14 protein-coding genes are annotated in these 18,247 nt (G+C 53.3%); 7 read left to right on the forward strand and 7 right to left on the reverse strand.

Annotated elements, in window-relative coordinates:
- Positions 1-241: 241 nt before the first annotated feature.
- Together IMCC3135_RS32030 and IMCC3135_RS32035 are read right to left on the reverse strand one after the other, a co-directional pair.
- On the reverse strand, positions 242-661 hold the full coding sequence (locus IMCC3135_RS32030; protein WP_157736476.1) for a hypothetical protein: 420 nt from the start codon (positions 659-661) through the stop codon (positions 242-244).
- A gap of 588 nt (positions 662-1,249) precedes the next feature.
- Positions 1,250-2,332 carry a MipA/OmpV family protein gene (locus tag IMCC3135_RS32035; RefSeq protein ID WP_157736477.1) on the reverse strand — a complete coding sequence of 361 codons (1,083 nt, stop codon included), beginning with the start codon at positions 2,330-2,332 and terminating at the stop codon, positions 1,250-1,252.
- Between IMCC3135_RS32035 and nudC the strand changes: the two genes are divergently transcribed.
- Positions 2,325-3,395, forward strand: coding sequence for an NAD(+) diphosphatase (gene nudC, locus IMCC3135_RS32040; protein WP_205737816.1), 1,071 nt, complete (start codon positions 2,325-2,327; stop codon positions 3,393-3,395). The two genes, IMCC3135_RS32035 and nudC, sit on opposite strands and share 8 nt — an antisense overlap.
- Before the next feature lie 19 nt (positions 3,396-3,414).
- Here the strand turns inward: nudC and IMCC3135_RS32045 are convergent, their stop codons facing one another.
- Genes IMCC3135_RS32045 through IMCC3135_RS32055 form a run of 3 tightly spaced genes read right to left on the reverse strand, consistent with a single transcriptional unit; the run spans position 3,415 to position 5,075 of the window.
- The gene (locus tag IMCC3135_RS32045; protein WP_088921300.1) at positions 3,415-4,287 is read right to left on the reverse strand and encodes a M48 family metallopeptidase; all 873 of its coding nucleotides are present in this window, start codon (positions 4,285-4,287) and stop codon (positions 3,415-3,417) included.
- Positions 4,277-4,762, reverse strand: a complete 486-nt coding sequence (locus IMCC3135_RS32050; protein ID WP_205737817.1) for a YbjQ family protein — start codon at positions 4,760-4,762, stop codon at positions 4,277-4,279. Before IMCC3135_RS32050 ends, IMCC3135_RS32045 begins: the two co-directional genes overlap by 11 nt.
- Positions 4,755-5,075 carry a YbjQ family protein gene (locus IMCC3135_RS32055; RefSeq protein WP_088921302.1) on the reverse strand — a complete coding sequence of 107 codons (321 nt, stop codon included), beginning with the start codon at positions 5,073-5,075 and terminating at the stop codon, positions 4,755-4,757. Before IMCC3135_RS32055 ends, IMCC3135_RS32050 begins: the two co-directional genes overlap by 8 nt.
- A 122-nt stretch (positions 5,076-5,197) precedes the next feature.
- Here IMCC3135_RS32055 and IMCC3135_RS32060 point away from each other — a divergent pair, with 122 nt between their 5' ends.
- The 6 genes from IMCC3135_RS32060 (at position 5,198) to IMCC3135_RS32085 (ending at position 14,739) form a co-directional block, all read left to right on the forward strand.
- Complete coding sequence (locus IMCC3135_RS32060) at positions 5,198-6,016, forward strand: 5'-methylthioadenosine/S-adenosylhomocysteine nucleosidase family protein (RefSeq protein WP_088921303.1); 819 nt, start codon at positions 5,198-5,200, stop codon at positions 6,014-6,016.
- A 6-nt stretch (positions 6,017-6,022) separates the two neighbouring features.
- Positions 6,023-7,006, forward strand: a complete 984-nt coding sequence (locus IMCC3135_RS32065; protein ID WP_088921304.1) for an SPL family radical SAM protein — start codon at positions 6,023-6,025, stop codon at positions 7,004-7,006.
- 34 nt (positions 7,007-7,040) lie between these two features.
- Positions 7,041-7,745: an SDR family oxidoreductase gene (locus IMCC3135_RS32070; protein WP_088921305.1), complete on the forward strand. Its 705-nt coding sequence runs from the start codon at positions 7,041-7,043 to the stop codon at positions 7,743-7,745.
- A 106-nt stretch (positions 7,746-7,851) separates the two neighbouring features.
- Positions 7,852-9,567, forward strand: a complete 1,716-nt coding sequence (locus tag IMCC3135_RS32075; protein ID WP_088921306.1) for a hypothetical protein — start codon at positions 7,852-7,854, stop codon at positions 9,565-9,567.
- Between the two features lie 539 nt (positions 9,568-10,106).
- Positions 10,107-12,749: a glycosyltransferase gene (locus IMCC3135_RS32080; protein ID WP_236994701.1), complete on the forward strand. Its 2,643-nt coding sequence runs from the start codon at positions 10,107-10,109 to the stop codon at positions 12,747-12,749.
- A 22-nt stretch (positions 12,750-12,771) separates the two neighbouring features.
- On the forward strand, positions 12,772-14,739 hold the full coding sequence (locus IMCC3135_RS32085; RefSeq protein WP_157736478.1) for an LTA synthase family protein: 1,968 nt from the start codon (positions 12,772-12,774) through the stop codon (positions 14,737-14,739).
- On the opposite strand, the gene ada is transcribed toward IMCC3135_RS32085, so the two are convergent.
- Both ada and IMCC3135_RS32095 read right to left on the reverse strand, forming a co-directional pair.
- The gene (gene ada / locus IMCC3135_RS32090; protein ID WP_088921308.1) at positions 14,719-15,810 is read right to left on the reverse strand and encodes a bifunctional DNA-binding transcriptional regulator/O6-methylguanine-DNA methyltransferase Ada; all 1,092 of its coding nucleotides are present in this window, start codon (positions 15,808-15,810) and stop codon (positions 14,719-14,721) included. The genes IMCC3135_RS32085 and ada overlap by 21 nt on opposite strands.
- Before the next feature lie 86 nt (positions 15,811-15,896).
- Positions 15,897-18,155, reverse strand: a complete 2,259-nt coding sequence (locus IMCC3135_RS32095; RefSeq protein ID WP_088921309.1) for a substrate-binding and GGDEF domain-containing protein — start codon at positions 18,153-18,155, stop codon at positions 15,897-15,899.
- Between the last annotated feature and the right edge of the window lie 92 nt (positions 18,156-18,247).

The following is an 18,247-nucleotide window of genomic DNA, read 5'->3' on the forward strand; positions in this document are numbered from 1 at the left end:
CACCAAGGCACACTGCCGTCCAGCTTGCTCGTGCCGCACGCACTTTACCACTACCCAGCCGCCCACAAGCCATCGGTGAACGTCATTGACATAGCGATGCCCTCACAAGCGATGCTTGATATGTAATTGTGTGGCTCACTGGCTTAACCAGCGCTGAACATACGCTGCAACCTTACACGACAAAGTGCCGAGCACAGGCCGGAGCTTTACCCCTCACTAACCAGATAGGGCAATCGGATCACTAGATACCAACACCTTTGAACAGGCACCTTTGATCGAGTTCCTGATGCTTGTTTGGCTGATCGTAAAATCCATCTACCGCAGAGTGGAAGTCACCACTAATCGACCTTTTGCGGATCTTCCTGGACTCAATCAATTCGTTACCGGCATCATTGGAAAACTTGTTGCCGTAGATGACCGGACCACCACGGGTCATCGATACCTTGAGCTCGTAAATTTTTCTCTTCTTCTGAGTGAATACAATCAGGTCCTGCTGATCTCGAAGCTCAGCCCTCTTGGTCCGAACTTCTGAAGAAAACGCTCCACATTCATTTCGAATGAGACTCCCCTCATTCTCATACGTTTTACTGTCAGGCGCCACGCAGGAACTGATCAGCAGAACAGTTGTCAACATTGCGACAGCTAACGTAAATTTATTCATTGAGGTGTCCTGACTTTTCTATCTCGGTAATTCGCACTGCTTCCGGCAATACTTCACGACTCGGCATTTGTTGCCATTCTCAGCTTCCATACACATCTTTTGATTGGTTTCGTCAAGCTCGGCTATCGCCAGTTCGGATTTAGTATCAAGGCCATGCACGGCAGCCGGATTGCCAGTAGCCAATGTAAATGTAACGCGGCTACGCCTCAAAAGTAAGGGATTTTTCCACTAAACAGATTTTTGCAGTGCCAGTGCCAACACCAAAACCCGCCCCGTATTTCAGGCAGCCTGGTAATTCAAAAGCGTATATTGGGCTGGCAGATATCCGCATGAAAGCAAGACCAGTCACAAGTAAAGCTTGATGAATGACTGAACACACCAAGTGTCTATAAAAACCCATCTGAAAATATAAACGTTTCAGATTGAGAGGCCAACTATTATTGCGTTGACCTACGCATCAGCTCTCAAAAAGGCTTTGAGAACTGGCTCATGCCGAAGCGCGGTTACCGCCAATACTTTCAACAAGAATGAATAACTTCATTGAATTTAATATCAGAAGATGAATGTGATCTGTCGATCAACGCTCACCTATTGTTCACTTCCCATATCGACGATCTCAACCAAACGACTGCTCTTCTTGATCGTCCAGACGACTCCCAGGGCAAAGCCAGTAGATGAAGTGGTTTCAAACAAGGGGCTTTTTTCATTACGGGCGCCCTCGTACAGTCCTGTGAAGACCCCCATGAAGGCTCTGACTTTCTTGTGCAAACGGAAACCCAGGCCACCGAAAATACGGGTAGACAGATAGCCACCTTGTGCATCGTAAACAGGACGGTTTTCAGTGGCAAATTCCGTATCCACCTCGTAGAAGAAATCCTGCAATCGTTCATTGCCGTAGCTGCTGCTGATGGCGCTCAGCAAATCCACGCCAGAGCTCCTGAAATTTCGATAGCTGATACCCAGCCCCAGCTCGGCTATCAGGCCACGACTGTTGATCTTGCGAAAATCGGATTCCATTACCGCCCGTAATTCGGCATTCAAACGCACCTGCACCCGCCCACCACTCTGCATTTTTCGATCAAGAATATTCAGTTCCAGCTTGGGACCAAGTTCGAACAGAAAGTCCAGATCTTCCATACCTTCGCGCACACTGTTACCTTCTGAACGTGCGTTCAATGAGCCTGCTACCGCCAGGTCCAACTTCAACCTGGGGCGTTCAATAGCAACCGCTCGTAAACCTCCATCACCGATTCGAAATAGCGGCGAGCGATAAATGAAGTACGGCAAAGTCAATAAACGTTGATTGGCATCCTTCGAGGCTGGATAGTCGAAACCTGAAAAATAACCGAGACCGAGTCCAATCTCCCAAACAGGCTTGCGCTGCACCAGAGCAGCCGTCGGCTCTGCTGCGGATGCAGTTTCGAGCGAGGTTTCAGATGTGATTTCAGATGTGGATACAGATTCGATGGCAGGCACAAACGTCGGCTGCTCGGATGCGGCAGTCGCCGCGGTATCAGTCGCAGCAACAACCAGCTCTGTCGACTGCACCTCACTATCTGACCAGGCCGAACCGGAAATCTGCAGACAAACGAGCATGATCAGGCATTGAAACTGCCTCAGTAAACGCGGCTCCACAAGATTGGGGTCCATCAATTTCATCATCATGCTCATCAGAAAAGTACCTGTTGAAACGAGCCGAAACCGACGAATCCGCTCACAAGCCCGCATGGGCACGTATACTGCCCGGCAACAGTACGAGACCCCCCCTTACATGTTCTATACCCATAGCACTCTGGATCGTGCTGACCATCTACGCAAAGACGATGCGCAGATAGAATCCTTGCGAGCGCATCGTGATGCACGTCTGGTGCCTGTTTGGCATCTGCAGACGATGGTGGCCAAAGTATCGGACACGATACTGCCCCAGGCGCTGCTGCTATCTGCCGACTGCCCCCTGCCTGAAGGCCAGACGGTATTTTTAGGCCTGCAGGGCACCTCACCCATCTTTGCCGTTGATGTTTCCACTCTGGACGAGAACCAACGGGATGCTTTGGCTGACAAATCGATCACCCGCAGCGGGCAAGCCCTGCCTGGCGTATTTGCCGACCTGCGACTCGCCGGACCCAGCTTGCCAGAGGATGACGGCTCACTATTAGCTTATGCCCGTGGACTGATGTACTGGAACAGCACCGCACGGTTTTGCGAAAGCTGTGGTAACGCACTGGTATCCAGCAATGCCGGACATACCCGAACATGCAGCAACCATGACTGCACCTTTATTGCCTTTCCCCGGACTGACCCTGCCGTCATCATGCTGGTCAGCCATACGCCGGACGGCGACGGCGAACCGGTGTGCCTGCTGGGTAGAAGCCCGGCTTGGCCTGAAGGTGTTTTCTCGACGTTGGCAGGCTTTGTCGAAGCCGGTGAAAGCCTGGAGAATGCCGTGCGCCGGGAAGTCATGGAAGAGGCATCGATCAAGGTCGGCGAAGTGCGATACATCGCCTCCCAGCCCTGGCCCTTTCCGCGCTCCATCATGCTCGGCTTTGAAGCTGTTGCCACCAGCACAGAAATCAATTGCGACACGCTGGAGCTCGCCGACGCTCAATGGTTTACACGCAAGCAACTAGCTGGTTTTGATAATTGGGGCGATGAGAGCGACAACTTCAAACTGCCTCGCAAGGATTCCATCGCCCGGTTTCTGATTGATCGCTGGATGAAGGATGCGAATCACTAAGGCAGAGCCAAGCTTCGGTTTACAAACCTCCAGAGTGTAACCAGAGTTTGAAATCAGCAGGCAAGGGGGTCACCTCGCCTGTTGTCTGCCAACCATTCTCTGCAGCTATTCTAGCGATACTGCCGGTTCGATCCTCATCGCGAGGGTGCGTACTGAAGAAGCGTTCCACCCAGGCAGGGCTGGCTTTGCTGGCACTCTCGCCGCGAGCCTCGCTGAACAGTTCGAACAAGGTAGACGCACCATTGAGGTGGCCGTAGAGAGCGTTGACACCCGCCAGAGCTTGCTTGTCGGCAGCCACTTCCATCTTGCGGGTGAACTGCACACTCGTCAGCATGCCCGCATTACTCAGAACCTGCCCGGCCATGCCTGTTCCGGCATTGCCGGTCAGGCCCAGTAGCGCAATAGCACTGACGACACCGCCGCCAAGAGAGGCGACCGGATCACGATGCAGCACATGTGAAATCTCATGTGCCATGACCATCGCCAGAGTATTCTCGTCAGGCATGCGCTCCAGCAGCCCACGATAGAACAACAGATTGCCACCGACCGTTGCGAAGGCATTGAAGACCTCTTCACTGTCGTAATGGACCGTCACGCTCATGTCTTCCGGCATAGGCAGCTGAGCACTGACACGCGCTGCCAGAGAATTCAGATAGGCGGTCATTTGCGGGGATTTTTGCGGCTCCCCCATCGGTATGTCCAGCTGTGCCATGACCGCCCGCTCGAACGAAAAGGGGATACGACGGGCCAGAAAGGAGCCACTGAACTGCAAAAACATGACCAGTATCACCACCAGCACTATCGAGCCGATGGCCAGCTGTCCAAACTGTTTTAGCGGATGTACCTGAGTGGTATTGATACCCTCCGGTGGCAACCGGTTCTCATACCTCATGAGCGATCTCGGGTCTGACGGCCTCCTCGCTTGTGGGAATCATGGCGGTGCCGTAAGCCAGCACTTCCATGGCTGCAACCTTACCAGTGGCAATTCTTGACGTTTCGAATTTGATATTGAATACATAGGTGGCACCCAGCGCAATGGCCGCATCTTTCATCCGTAAAACGGATTCCCGACGAGCACGATCCAGCATTGATTCAAAGGGGGTGACACGGCCGCCGAAGATGTTGATCAGGCCAGCCAGAAACGCCTTGAAGTAGTCCGAGGCAATAACCACATTGCCGCTGACCAGCTGCTGATCGTAGGCGCGGTCCTCGGGAGGATAGCGTGTTGCAACAACCGGCACATGCTGTGTCGCAGCCTCGCGCTCAATCAGCTTCTTGAAGTGTCGCTTTTCAGCCAGGCGACCGAATAGATACCCCAGCACTAGCAGAACAACCGCAACCCCCGCCTGAATCATCAGACTATTCAACCTGCAACTCCACAGCGGTACCGTAAACAAAGATCTCGGCAGCGCCTGCGGCAATGCTGGAGGTGCTATAACGCACATTGAGTACCGCATTGGCACCCATCGACTCGGCCTGCTTCAGCATGCGCTCCGTTGCCTCTTCGCGGGAATCACTCAGCAATTCCGTATAGCCACGAAGCTCTCCACCAAAAAAGTTCTTCAACGAGGCGGCGATATCGCGGCCCACGTGCTTGGAACGTACCGAACTGCCCTGCACCAGGCCCAAGTGCCTTTCGACGGTGCGACCGGGCAGGAATTCAAGATTGGATACGAGCATGGTCCTTCCATTGTTTTTTCTGTGTCACCAGTCTACTCCAGCAAACTGCGAACCAGACCTTTGTATTACTTCAGACATCACTCGCTCAACTTGTTCCGTGCACGTTTCGATACACTAACGCCATGAGCCTTGTCTGCATTATCACAGCCCTTCCCGCCGAATCCCGAATCTTCATCGATGCACTGAAACTTCGACATGTGCAGATGCGAGGACTCAGGCTTTATGCCAGTGAACAATACTTGTTATTGCAGACCGGTCTGGGGAAGCTGAGAGCCGCGACCGCCACAGGCGCCCTGCTTCATGCACGCCCTGACATCACTGCCGTGATCAACACCGGTATTGCAGGAGCTGCCGCAGATCTGGGCTCGGTATTCCTGGCACACCAGGTTGTAGACGCTGCCACCGGCGTGCAGTGGTTCCCTCATCTGCCCCCGCAGCGCCAGGTTGGCAGAGTACCGACAGCCCGACTACTGACCGTCGATCAACCGGCCAGTGAATACCGTGAGGGGACTTTGTTCGATATGGAGGCATCCGGGATCTTCATGGCTGCCAGCAATTGGCTTTCCAACGATTCCATGCACAGCGTCAAGGTGGTATCAGACAATGCCAAGCAACCGCTCACCGCTTTTGAACCAGCTCAGGCTAACGCCTTGATGCAGGCTTGCCTGCCGGTTGTCATGCAACTGGCCGACTGGCATCACCAATCCGAAAAAGGTGAGGCGAACACGCAAAGCCGGGATGCATGCTGCGATGCCATTCATGCAAAGGTCCGCCATACGGTCAGCGATCGCCATCAGCTGGATCGACTGGTGCAGCAATATACGACCCTGCTCGGACAAGTGCCGGATCTGGCAACTCTACAGCAGCTGTCCAGTGCCAGTGATGTGCGCAAGCATCTGCAAAACGCGTTGCAAAAAGCGCCCCTGACCTACGGTAGCTAACGTTCAATGGATACGCTTTACATCGAAAGAGAAGTACGGGAGCACCCGCGCACACAAAGAATCTGCGCAAGGTACCCCAACGCTCGACATATCGTCATTGAACGGCATTCAGATCTGTTTAATGCACGTTCGCAGGATTTCAGGCAACAGAAACAGAACCCTGCCTTGATCCTTGCGCACAAGGCCGGCAAACGTGTACATGCCACACCACCGGGCTATCACGTCGGTGGAGCGCACAACTACTACTTCTCGCATATGCTCAACTGCATATACGATTGCCGCTACTGCTTTCTGCAGGGCATGTACCAGTCCGCCAACCATGTCGTCTATGTCAACAGCGAAGACTTCATGAGCGACATCACCGACACAGCACAACAGCATGAGGCCGATAGCTGGTTTTTCTCTGGCTACGATTGCGATTCTCTGGCGCTGGACCCGGTGACGCATTTTGTCGACGACTGCCTGGACCATTTCAGCACACTGCCCAATGCCTGGCTGGAGCTTCGTACCAAGAGCACTCAGATACGCCCCTTGCTCGCCCGCGAGGCGCTGCCCAATGTGGTTATTGCCTACAGCCTGTCACCACAGGCAATTGTTGCAGCCGAAGAACATGGCACCCCCTCACTGAGCAAGCGGCTGGATGCCTTACGCAGCCTGCAGTCAAAGGGCTGGAAGGTCGGTCTGCGGTTTGACCCTTTACTGTATGCCGACAATTTCGAAAGCCTGTACGGCGAAATGTTTGATCAGGTATTCGACACTCTGGACCTGCCGGCAATCCATTCTGTCAGCCTGGGCGTGTTCCGGCTTCCCAAGGGGTTTCACAAGAAGCTGGTTCGCCTGTATCCCGACGCCAGGTTGCTGGCAGCGCCCATTGAACAACGCGGTGGCATGATGAGTTATCCGCCTGAAACTGAAAACGCCATGCGTAGCTTCTGCCAGAGGCGACTGGAAACAGCCATTCAACCTGAACAATTCTTCCCATGCAGCTGACAACCTACTCACAAGACAGCACCTGGGAGAATTTATGAGCAGCAAAGGTTGTGTACTGATAACCGGCGGTAGTCGTGGCATTGGGCGCGCCTGTTGTCGAGCGCTGGGAGAGGCAGACTATGAGACGGTCTCACTTTCACGCCAGGCACCTGCCACGCCATTGCCTACGGATACGCACTACTGTGTGGACCTTGCAGAGCTTGATGAGACCACACGTCTCATCAAGACAGTATTGTCGAATCATGCAATCACAGGGCTGGTCTGTAATGCCGGACGTGGTGATATCGGCTCGCTGGAAAATTTCTCTCCCCTGCAGATTCAGCAAAGTATTACATTGAACCTGATCAGTCCATTGAGTATTGCGCGACTTTGCCTGCCAAGTCTTCGCAGCCGGCCTCGCAGTGATCTGGTATTCATCGGCTCCACCAGTGCCTTGCAAGGCGCCCGCTATGGCAGCTTGTACAGTGCCGCCAAGTTCGCTCTGCGTGGAGTTGCTCAGGCACTGTCGCACGAAGTAGCCGGTGCCAACTGTCATGTAGGCATTGTGCAGCCGGGCATGGTTCGCACTGATTTTTTCGATCAGCTGGATTTCGAACCCGGACCTGACGATGCTCATGCCTTGCAGGACACCGATGTGGCCAACGCGGTTCTGAGCATGGTGAATTCTCCTGACAACGCTGTCATCAATGAGCTGGTGGTGCAACCTCGACAACACGTTGTGCAGAAACGCAAACGCTGATTTGGTCATGATTCAAAGGAATTCACACAAAATTGCGCTTCCTGGCACAACGATCAGGGCCGGATAACGTTATAAGATTTACTTCATTTCCTGTTCTGGCAAACCCATGAATCAAACCACCCTCTTGCTGGCTGTCGCCTGTCTGGTAACCGGACTGGCAACCGGCTATGCAAGCGCTCGGGTACTGGGACAGCCTGAGCAAAGTCGCCCGCCAGCAGGATCATCACCCACGCAGGACAGACTTGCGCAAACAGAACAAAGCAAGGCAGCGGCAAGGAATTCGCCCTTTGCCGTTATTGGCAGCACAGACTCCGACACCCCATTCAGCCATCTTGCACATCCGCAGAAGAAAACAGATTCATCTTCGAGCGGCATGCCATTGGGTGATGCAACGCTTTCTGATTACCGAGTCATGCTCGCCGTTCTGCAGGACATCGATAGTGCAGATAGCGAGCAGATTCGAAACTGGATTTCCACAACAAGCACTCTGTCAGGCGATGACCCGGATCGCCGAATCGTCGAACGTGCCCTTTTTCAACGCTGGTCACAACTGGCTCCCGATGCGGTGGTGCAGTGGTTGAAACAACAGAGCGACTATGTTTCCGCCTATTCTCAGCATAACTTGCTGCGCAGTGCTGTAGCCGGCTATGCGCTGCAATGGCCCGAGGCAGCTGGCAAGTGGCTACTCGATCTGGATTCAAGCGATCCTGACACGGCGTTGCTACTGCAATTCATGGCTGAAAGCATCGGACGCATCGATCCGGCAGATATCCTCGATAAACTGAAAGATGTGGATGAGAACGGCTACATCCACACAGTCATGTACGAATGGGCACAACAAGATCCAGAAGCCGCACTGGAGTGGACCGAGAACAATGGCAGCACCGAACAGCAATCCATGTTTAAGGACATGATCCTGACTACTCTGCTGGATCGTGACCCCGAGGCGGCACTGGCTCACATCAATGCCCTGCCCGAAACATCTCAGCACCGGTGGATATTGTCGCAGTACGCCAGTCGAGTCGCGCAAACAGATCCGGACAAGGCCATCCAGTGGGTCATGTCACAGAACGACCTTGACGTCCAGGAACAGGCACTGATGGAGATCTCATGGATGTGGCCGCAAGACGACATGGCCGGCTTGCAGTTCTACCTCGATAGTGTGCAAGATTCTGAACAACGAGACAGGCTCTACAGTGCCGTGGCCGAACAGATGGTCAGCGCCATGGCCAACGATGATCCTGCAGCGGCCATGATATGGCTCGATGAACTTGCCCCGGAGGTCCAGCGGCGCGCGCGGCCTGTTGCTTTTGATCGATGGCTCGCCAGTGACTCAACCAGCGCCCTCGCCTGGCTCAAACAGCAACCAGAGTCGGACGAAAAGCGCGCGATACTGGATATGTCGATCTGGTCTTTGCCTGAGCAAGACCTGGATTTTACTCTCGACAACTTCTCACAACTGTCCCGCAACGTGAAGGTGTCGGTAGCGGCTCAGATAATCAATGCACTGGATAATCAGCGCCCGGCATATCTTGAACAATGGGTTGCACAGATCGATGACACTGAGGTGCAACAAGCGGCACAGGCAGCACTGCAAGATCGAATCGCAGTTCGTGACGTAGATGGCTTTCTTGCAACACTGGAGACGGCCAGTGGCGATGATCGCGCCGAGCGTCTTGCTGTGCTTTTCCGCTCATTGAATACCTCGAACTCTGAGCGCCTGCAGACATGGCTGATTGAAAATCCCTTGAGCATGCAGGACGAGCGTGCCCTGCAGCGGCAGCAAGAAAAAGTGATGTCAGCGATGAGTAGCCACTGTTAACAGTTCGTCCGGCAAGCAGGCTGCATCCAGTGCGATCGCTATCTTCGAATAGCCCTTCAGGCACAATGTTTCACGCACTCATTTTTCAACTCGTGATGGAATACCGGCATTGTCAGTCAGCTTGGCGGCATAATGCCGGAATATTGATAACAACTGCTGCTGCATGAAAATACAGACGCCGCTGTTCCTCCTGACCCGCTTCCTTTTGTTTGTTGCAATATCGTGACGTTCTTCAGGAGGCTACGTAGTTGTAATTTAAGCTCTTTGAGGTGCTGATCTCCATAAAAATCAATATCCTATGAAAAATTCGGAACAAAAAAAATTTTCCGGATCAACAATATTTCCATGGAGTCATTGAAAGAGTTCTACTTATACGTCAGCTTATTATGCCCCAGCTCAAAATTATTGAAGAGCATGGCAAAAGCAAGAACACCAGAAAGTACGACATGAGTATATTTTGCGCTCGTGTCCCGAGCAATCCCAGAACTGCGATTCTGGACGAGGCCGGATTCCGAATAATTACAGAGACCTAGACATCAGTGTTCAAGATCGACCGCGCATCATGGATTATCATCAGCCTTGTCGGCGCACTGTTGCTGTCGATGTGGGCGATATTCAACCGGCCCGACGAAGCACCCTCTTGGCCTGACACTATAGAAGGAGTGTCCTTCTCGCCTTTTCGTGCTGGTCAGTCACCCCAGAAGACCGACTACCCCAGTGAAGAACAGATCTCGCGCGATTTGCTGCTGCTCTCCGATCGTGTCAAGGGCGTACGTACTTATTCAATGGAGGAGACACTCAGCGCCATACCCAGACTGGCCGCGCCACTGGGTATGAAAGTCACGGTCGGCGTCTGGATTTCGGCGGACATTGATCGCAACTGGAAAGAGATCGGCACACTGCGCCGGGTATTGGCCGAAGACACCAACAATATCACCGGCATTGTGGTTGGCAACGAGGTTCTGCTGCGTAACGAGATTACCGCCAGACAGCTGAGCAACTATGTAGACATCGTTCGCAGCATGGCCAATGGCATACCGGTAACAGTGGCCGAGACCTGGGATGTCTGGCTCAAGAATCCGGAACTTGCAGATCACGTCGACTATGTCACAGCTCACGTGCTGCCGTACTGGGAAGGTATTCCTGTCGGCATTGCGCACGACTATGTGTTTGAGCGCTACGACAATCTACGCAAGACTTTCCCCTACAAGCCACTGGTTTTGGGTGAAGTTGGCTGGCCCTCCGAAGGTCGGCAACGAGGTGGCGCCATACCCTCCATGCAGAATCAGGCCAAATTTCTACGCAAATTCCTGCAAGGTGCAGAATCTCGTGGCGCCAACTACTTTGTGCTGGAAGCGTTTGACCAGATATGGAAAACCGACGAAGGTGCCGTTGGTCGCTACTGGGGTATTTTCAACGCTGAACGTGAACCGAAGTTTCCTTTTGCAGACCCTGTACGCCCTGTTCCCGAATGGCGTGCCATTGCAGGCTTTTCGCTGGCTTTCACCGTCCTGATACTGGCTCTACTGCTACGCGATAGCCGGGGTCTTGTACACGGCGGACGCGGCTTTCTTGTCATTGTTTCCTATGCCATTTCCATGGCTGTTGTCTGGATGGTGTACGACTACTCTCAGAAGTACATGACCTGGGAGCAGGTTCTGGTGGGCGCAGGTCTACTACTAGCCGCATTCTGCATCACCATCGTGCTGCTGGCCGAAGCCCATGAATGGGCAGAAACCATCTGGAGCCGCAGTCACAGAAGGGTCGAAGGTCATCCGGAAGGTGTAGAGGGTTCATCCCCCAAGGTCTCCATCCATGTGCCTATTCATAATGAGCCACCTGATATGGTCATCGAGACCCTGGCAGCTTTGCGTGACCTGAACTACAGCAACTATGAAGTCATTGTCGTTGACAACAACACCAACGATGATGACTGCTGGCAACCCGTACAACAGTGGTGCGAACAGCAGGAAGGCTCGTTCTTCTTCCATCATGTCAATCCGCTTTCAGGCTTCAAGGCAGGTGCACTCAATTATGCAATGCGCCACACCGCCACTGATGCAGAACTGATCGCTGTTATCGACAGTGATTACATCGTTGATCCGGACTGGTTGAAAGACTGCACCATTGCATTTGAAGATAATGAAATCGCCATCGTGCAAGCCCCTCAGGATTATCGGGATGCGGGTGATAGCCTGTTCAAGTCCATGATCTATGCTGAATATGCGGGATTTTTCGGCATCGGCATGGTCAATCGTGATGCTCGTAACGCCATCATTCAGCACGGTACCATGACGATAGTGCGCCGCTCCGTACTGGAGAACGTAGACGGCTGGTCAGAGTGGTGCATTACCGAAGATGCAGAGCTGGGACTACGCATACTGGAGCAAGGCCACCGCACCGCCTATCTTCCTCACTCCTACGGGCGTGGTGTCATGCCTGACAACTTTCTGGACTACAAGAAGCAGCGTTTTCGCTGGGCCTATGGTTCCGTGCTGATCCTGCGTCATCACATGCGCTACTTTCTGTCTCTGTCTCGCTCCAAGCTGACGTCAGGACAACGCTATCACTTTGTTGCGGGCTGGTTACCGTGGATGGCAGATGGCCTGTGCCTGATGTTCAACATCGTGGCACTTGCCTACTCGGTGCTGATGGTCATGTTTCCCTATGTGTTCAATCCGCCTGAAGTCATCATGACGTTGCTGCCTATCGGCTTTTTCGTCTTCAAACTGTCCAAGATGATGGTTCTGTACCGATGGCGTCTACGTGCCAATATCATGCAAAGCCTGGGCGCCGGTCTGGCCGGACTTTCAGTGTCGCATACCATTGCGCGTGCCATGCTGGCAGGACTGCACACGACCAGTATCGGTTTTTTCAGAACACCAAAAATGGCCGATGGACACTCGTTGTGGCAAGCCATACTCGATGTACGTGAAGAGGCGCTGATAGGCCTTGCATTGATTCTGGCAGCAATCACTATCGGTGCACGTGATGATGCCTATCTGACAGATACCAAATTATGGATAGCACTGCTTCTGATTCAGAGCATCCCTTATGTCTCTGCCGTTGCAATTTCCATGATCAGCACCTTCGAGAAACTACCGACTCGTCTGTTCAACGACAAGCCGGAAGACTCCCTGTTGGGCCGTCTGTCTGAAACAGTCGCTCGAGCTGACCGTTAAGTTAAAATCCAGCATGCAACGAGTGAACACTGATTTGGCCCCAACCGGTACAGATGATGAACCGGTTGGCCCTTTCGCGCAGCAGAACAAAACCTTTCTGCAAAAGAGCTTGCGAATGCTGGCTCGAGTGCTTTCAGTAGCCCTGTTTACGCTGCTCATAACCATGGCCTGTCGCTATGCGCTTGAGAGTGTTTTCGGATTGAAGCTGTACTCTGCTTTCTGGTTGCGCGACTACCTGGGTAATCTGGGCATTGCACTACTGGCATTTATTCTAGTGCAATCGCGCGACAAAGCCATGATCCTGACCAGTGTCGTGGTGATTGCTTTCCAGATGGCCAATGGCGCCAAGCTCTCGGTGCTGGGCACGCCACTCAGCCCTGATGATCTGATCAATATCAAGAATCTGTTCTACCTGACCGATGGCTGGAAACGATACGCGCTGATGCTGGTGGCGGCGACCCCATTGCTCGCAACCCTGTTGCTGATTCCGCTCAAACGACGTTCCGCCTGGGTTGTTCTGGCAACGCTGGCAGGCATATCGTTTCTGATCACTCAGTACAGTGAGCCTCTACGAGTCCGTCTGGATGAGCGCTTTGGCAACTCTGTCTGGAATCAACCCGATAATTTCAAACGACGCGGCCTGGCACTTCACATTGCCCAGGAATCAATCCGGACCCTGGCCAAAGTGGGCAAGAACCCTGATCAGGCAACCATCATGGCGATTACCAGCTCTCTGCCCGTGTCTCCATTGATACTGCAGGCGAGCAGCACAAATACCGAACTTGGTCCTGATACCGGAAACACATCAAACCCGGCTTCGACTGTGATCGAACCAGCGGGTGAGACTGAGCCGCGCAACGTACATCTCATTGTGCTCGAATCCTTCTTCGATCCCATGTCGCTTGGCCCTGAATGGGTTTCGGAAGATCCGTTTCCAGCCTCTTTTCGCGAACTCTGGGCCCAGACCGGCAATACCCACGCCCTGTCACCTGTATTTGGTGGCTATACGGCCAATGCCGAGTTCGAGACGCTCTGTGGTTTTCCGGTTACTGAAAACGCTGTGTTCTTCGAAGGCTGGTTACGTCGTCAAGTACCCTGCCTGCCTGCAGTACTGGCAAAAGCCGGCTACCAGAGTGTCGCCTCACATCCCAACGTCCCGGGTTTCTGGAACCGTACACTTGCCTACAAGCTGGTCGGTTTTGAAAACTACCTTAGCAAGAGTAATTTCGATCTGAAAGATTCGGTGGAAGGGTTGTTGCTGGATCACAGTTTCTATACACAAGTGGATGAGCAGCTCGCCAAGATCGATACCGACCGGCCGTTTCTGAACTATATGCTCACCTACCATGGGCACCTGCCTTACCCAAGCAATGAAAACTATCCGGATCAGATCAAGCCTGGCCCCGCTGGCAAGGATGCTATTTTGCTCAATGGCTATCTGAATCAGATCTGGTACAAATCTCGCGACCTGATGGCTCGTCTGGAAAAACTCAGAGCCGATGATCCAAACGCACTGATTGTGATGTTCGGCGACCATCTTCCGTTCCTGGGACCCAATTATGGTGTCTACACGGAGGCCATGAATCTACCCGCCGACCGGGCACAATTTACGGGTGATATGCTCGAATACCTGGTCAGCACTCCGCTTATCGTCATAGACGGCGAGAAAGGCCCGCTGCAGCTGGGCAAATTGCCGCTGTATCGTCTGCCTTCCCTGATACTCGAACTGCTGGGTAAAAAGGCCGATGCAGGCATGCTCGACTGGGCTCAAAATCCTGAAGGCCAACTGATTCGTCCGGTTTATGGCATGCACATCGATTTACAGGACGGAACTGCCACGGCATGCCCGGACGACGCCACAGCCCCCGCCAGCTGTGAAACATCTGCCAACTGGCTGGCCCGTACACGTCTGCTGATCAAGGATCTGTTCTCGGGCAAGCAGTTCAGTTTGAGCCATTCCCCATCAGCTTCACCGCTCAACGAGAGTTGAGGCTTTCTCCTCGGCTCGCTGTTCCTGTTCACTTTCAAGCAGCCGCTGCTTGCGATCAACGCCCCAGCGGTAGCCGGTCAGTTTTCCACTGCTACCCACCACCCGGTGACAAGGCACAATGACAGCGACCGGGTTGGCACCACAGGCTCGTGCAACCGCTCGGGCAGCCGTTGGTTGCCCAATGGCGGCAGCAACTTGTGAGTAGCTGGCAGTCTCTCCGGGAGCAATCTGGCGCAGTGCCGTCCAGACTTTTTCCTGAAAGGCCGTGCCCTGCACATCCAGCGGCAGCTTTTCTGCCAGCAACGGATTCTCGATACCTTCTATGGCATCGGCGACCAGCTGCTGCATGGTCTCATTGTCCCTGATCAGGGTCGCTTTCCGGAACCGGGCAGTCAGCTCTTCACTCAATTCCTTCTGTGAATCCCCGAACAGGATGCAACACACACCTTTGGAACTGGCCGCCACCACTATCTTGCCAAACTGACTCTTGCCGAAAGCATATCGAATGCTCAGACCTTCGCCCAGTCGCCGATAAGTATGCGCCGACATGCCGATACGCACGGCGCCATCGGCATAATACGCCGAGGAGCTATCGTATCCGGCAGACAAAAGGGCATCGGTGACGGTTGATGAACTGGCTAATGCCTGATCAACATTCCGGGCGCGTACCGCCTTGATGTATGACTTGGGGCTCATGCCCAGAAACTGCTGAAAGAGTTTCTGTAGATGAAAACGACTCATACCCAACTGCTCTGCCAGAGCCTCTACTTTGATCCCTTCAGAGGCAGCCTGGATAAGCTTGCAGGCCTGCTCGACCAGTAGGCGCTGACGCACTTTTAGCGGCGGCTCATCAGAACGGCAGCGTTTACAGGGCCGTAAGCCCGCTGTCTGGGCCTGCTCACGCGTCGAGTAGAAACAGGTGTTCTTTCTCAACGCAGCTCTGGACGGACAGGAGGGGTAACAGAAGACGCCCGTGGTGGTGACACCATACAAAAAGCTTTCGTCGGCGGCAGCATCCCTTGCCTGAACCGCTTGCCAGCGCAATTCATCGGTTTCGTAGATGGATGTCATGGTGGGCTCTTCCTGTAACTGCTAGCAGCAAAGATAACAGCCTAAAACGTCAGGCCTGGCCTGTCGTCTGGAAATGTGTTTTCGAATCAGCTTGCCCGACTATGCAACAAGGTTATGTTTGGTGGTGCTGAGGGAAGCGGAAAACAGGCCACTGAATTTTTGCCATGTGTCTTTGCATAGTACATGGCGACATCAGCATTCTTGATCAGTTGTCGCGAACTATCAGCATGTCCGGGAAAAAGTGCGCAACCAATGCTGACCGATATCTGATGTGTCAATGAATCGATGAGGTAAGGTCGTGCCAGCTCGAGCAGTAACTGCTCCGCCATTTCGATGACCCTGTCAATATTTTCATGACCTATCAGGATCAGGGTAAATTCGTCGCCGCCAAGGCGCGCCAGTCGACCCTGCCCATCCGACATTTTTGCAACGCTGTCACGCAGCCTCTGAGCCACTTGTTGCAACAGTTGATCACCGGCATCATGCCCCGCCGAATCATTCACAAATTTGAAGCCATCCAGGTCCATGAACATCAGGGCCAGTGGTGTGTTTTTCATGCACAACTTGTCGAGCTCAGACTGAAAATGGCCGCGATTGGGCAAGTTGGTCAGCGAGTCGAAATGAGCCAGCTTCTGCAGCCGTTGGTTGGCAGCCGTCAGACGCTCAGTTTGATATTCGAGTTTGCCTATATTGAAATGATTGCGCATCGCATTACCGATACTGTTCGCTGCACTGTTCAGATCAAGATGTTCGATTCCAGTCGGATCTATCAGCAAATACCCGAACTGCTGATTACCAGCATAGATAGGGTTCAGGACGAAGGTTCTTCTAGCCAGTTCTGACAAATGCTCATCCGGCAGCAACTGACTGATCGGGAACTCTGCTGATTCAGAGCTTGATACCAGACCTCCCAGGTAGCTGTGCACGAGTGTGGCCCGCGTATCAGGCTGCGTACCAGCATTGCAGTATCGCACCAGAAAGAGACGTGCAGGCTCCAGAGCCTGCATCCACCACGACATGGTTTCAAGCAAGCCGGCCTGATCCGAGCAGGAACTCATGCGTAGCTGCATGGCTGCCCGCAAACCTTGCTGCCGCCGCACCTGGTATTCCCGTTCCACGCTCAGCGCCCATATTCGTTCACGCGCTTTTGCCAGAGCAAACAGTATTCTCATACTCGCCTGGGCAGAGCTTTCTTGTGCAGACAAGGCGATTGTCAGCGTCTCGATACGATCGCAGACATTGTTCCACCAGTGGTTATTATGATAACCAGAACCTCGCTCCAGCATGCCTTCGATGCACTCAGAGACAGCCAGCGAACCGGTGTCCATGGTCTCCCAGAGTGCCGTACACAGCTTCTCCAGATCCAGTGTTTCAGGTGTTGGCAAACCCGTCATTGCCGAATGTAACCAAGCTGATATCGAGGCTTGATCCGACAGTTGCAGCCGCACCGCTCTGATGACTTTCGATTGGGTAGAGGCCCGTGGAATGAATTCGCTGTCCACCCACTGGTGACTAACACCCTTCACGCTCTGTGTCGGCACATCCTGGTCCGAATCGGCGATCCGATCCAGTAGCTGACTCACGGATACTCTGACCAGTTCGTCAAATGGCTGCCTGACCGTACTGATGGCAGGTGAATTTCTGGTTGCATCCTGTGTATCGTCAAATCCTGTTATGGCGATATCCTCTGGAATGACAAAGCCTGCCACCATGACGGCTCTGGCGGCGCTCAATGCCATGATGTCATTGGCAGCCACAAAGGTATCAACATCAGGGCGTAGCCGTAGCAATGCCGAGACAGCCCGATAAGTATCGAATGCATCAAAGTTACCTTCGATCATCAATTCTTCGTCCACAACATGACCATGCTGCTTCAACATCGTACGAAAGATATTTTCACGATGCAGCGAATACGGATCGCCTGCAAATCCTCTTATGAATGCAAGGCGACGGCAATCTCGATGGCTTAGCAGATGCTGCATGAGCTTGGTCATACCCGTTGCATCATTGACCATTACGCTGTCAAAACCTTCAACCTGCAGACCAAGACTGACCATTGGTACAGGGAAACTTGCCAGGAATTCTCTCAGTTCATCATCCTTCAACCGCTGTCCGAGGGTACCGGAAAGACAGATGACGCCTTTGATTTCCAGACGATTAGCCAGCGAATAGATGGAGTTGCAGACCGACGCTATACCCAGCTGCTGTCCGGCAATGCACAGCGTGCCATAGCCATACTCGACCAACCGCTCTGCAACCGAGTCAACCAGACCTTTGCGATAATCCACGTATTCGTCCGTCAACAGGACAATTGTCCCACAGGCCGGATGGATTGAAGATTTCATGGGCAACTAATCGACCCGGGGTTTCTGTCTGTTCATCGTTTATAGCTAGCGGCACATTCGTGAAAGGGTTGAGAAACAAGGCCCGTCTGCCA

This window comes from Granulosicoccus antarcticus IMCC3135 (genome assembly GCF_002215215.1).
GTDB lineage: Bacteria > Pseudomonadota > Gammaproteobacteria > Granulosicoccales > Granulosicoccaceae > Granulosicoccus > Granulosicoccus antarcticus.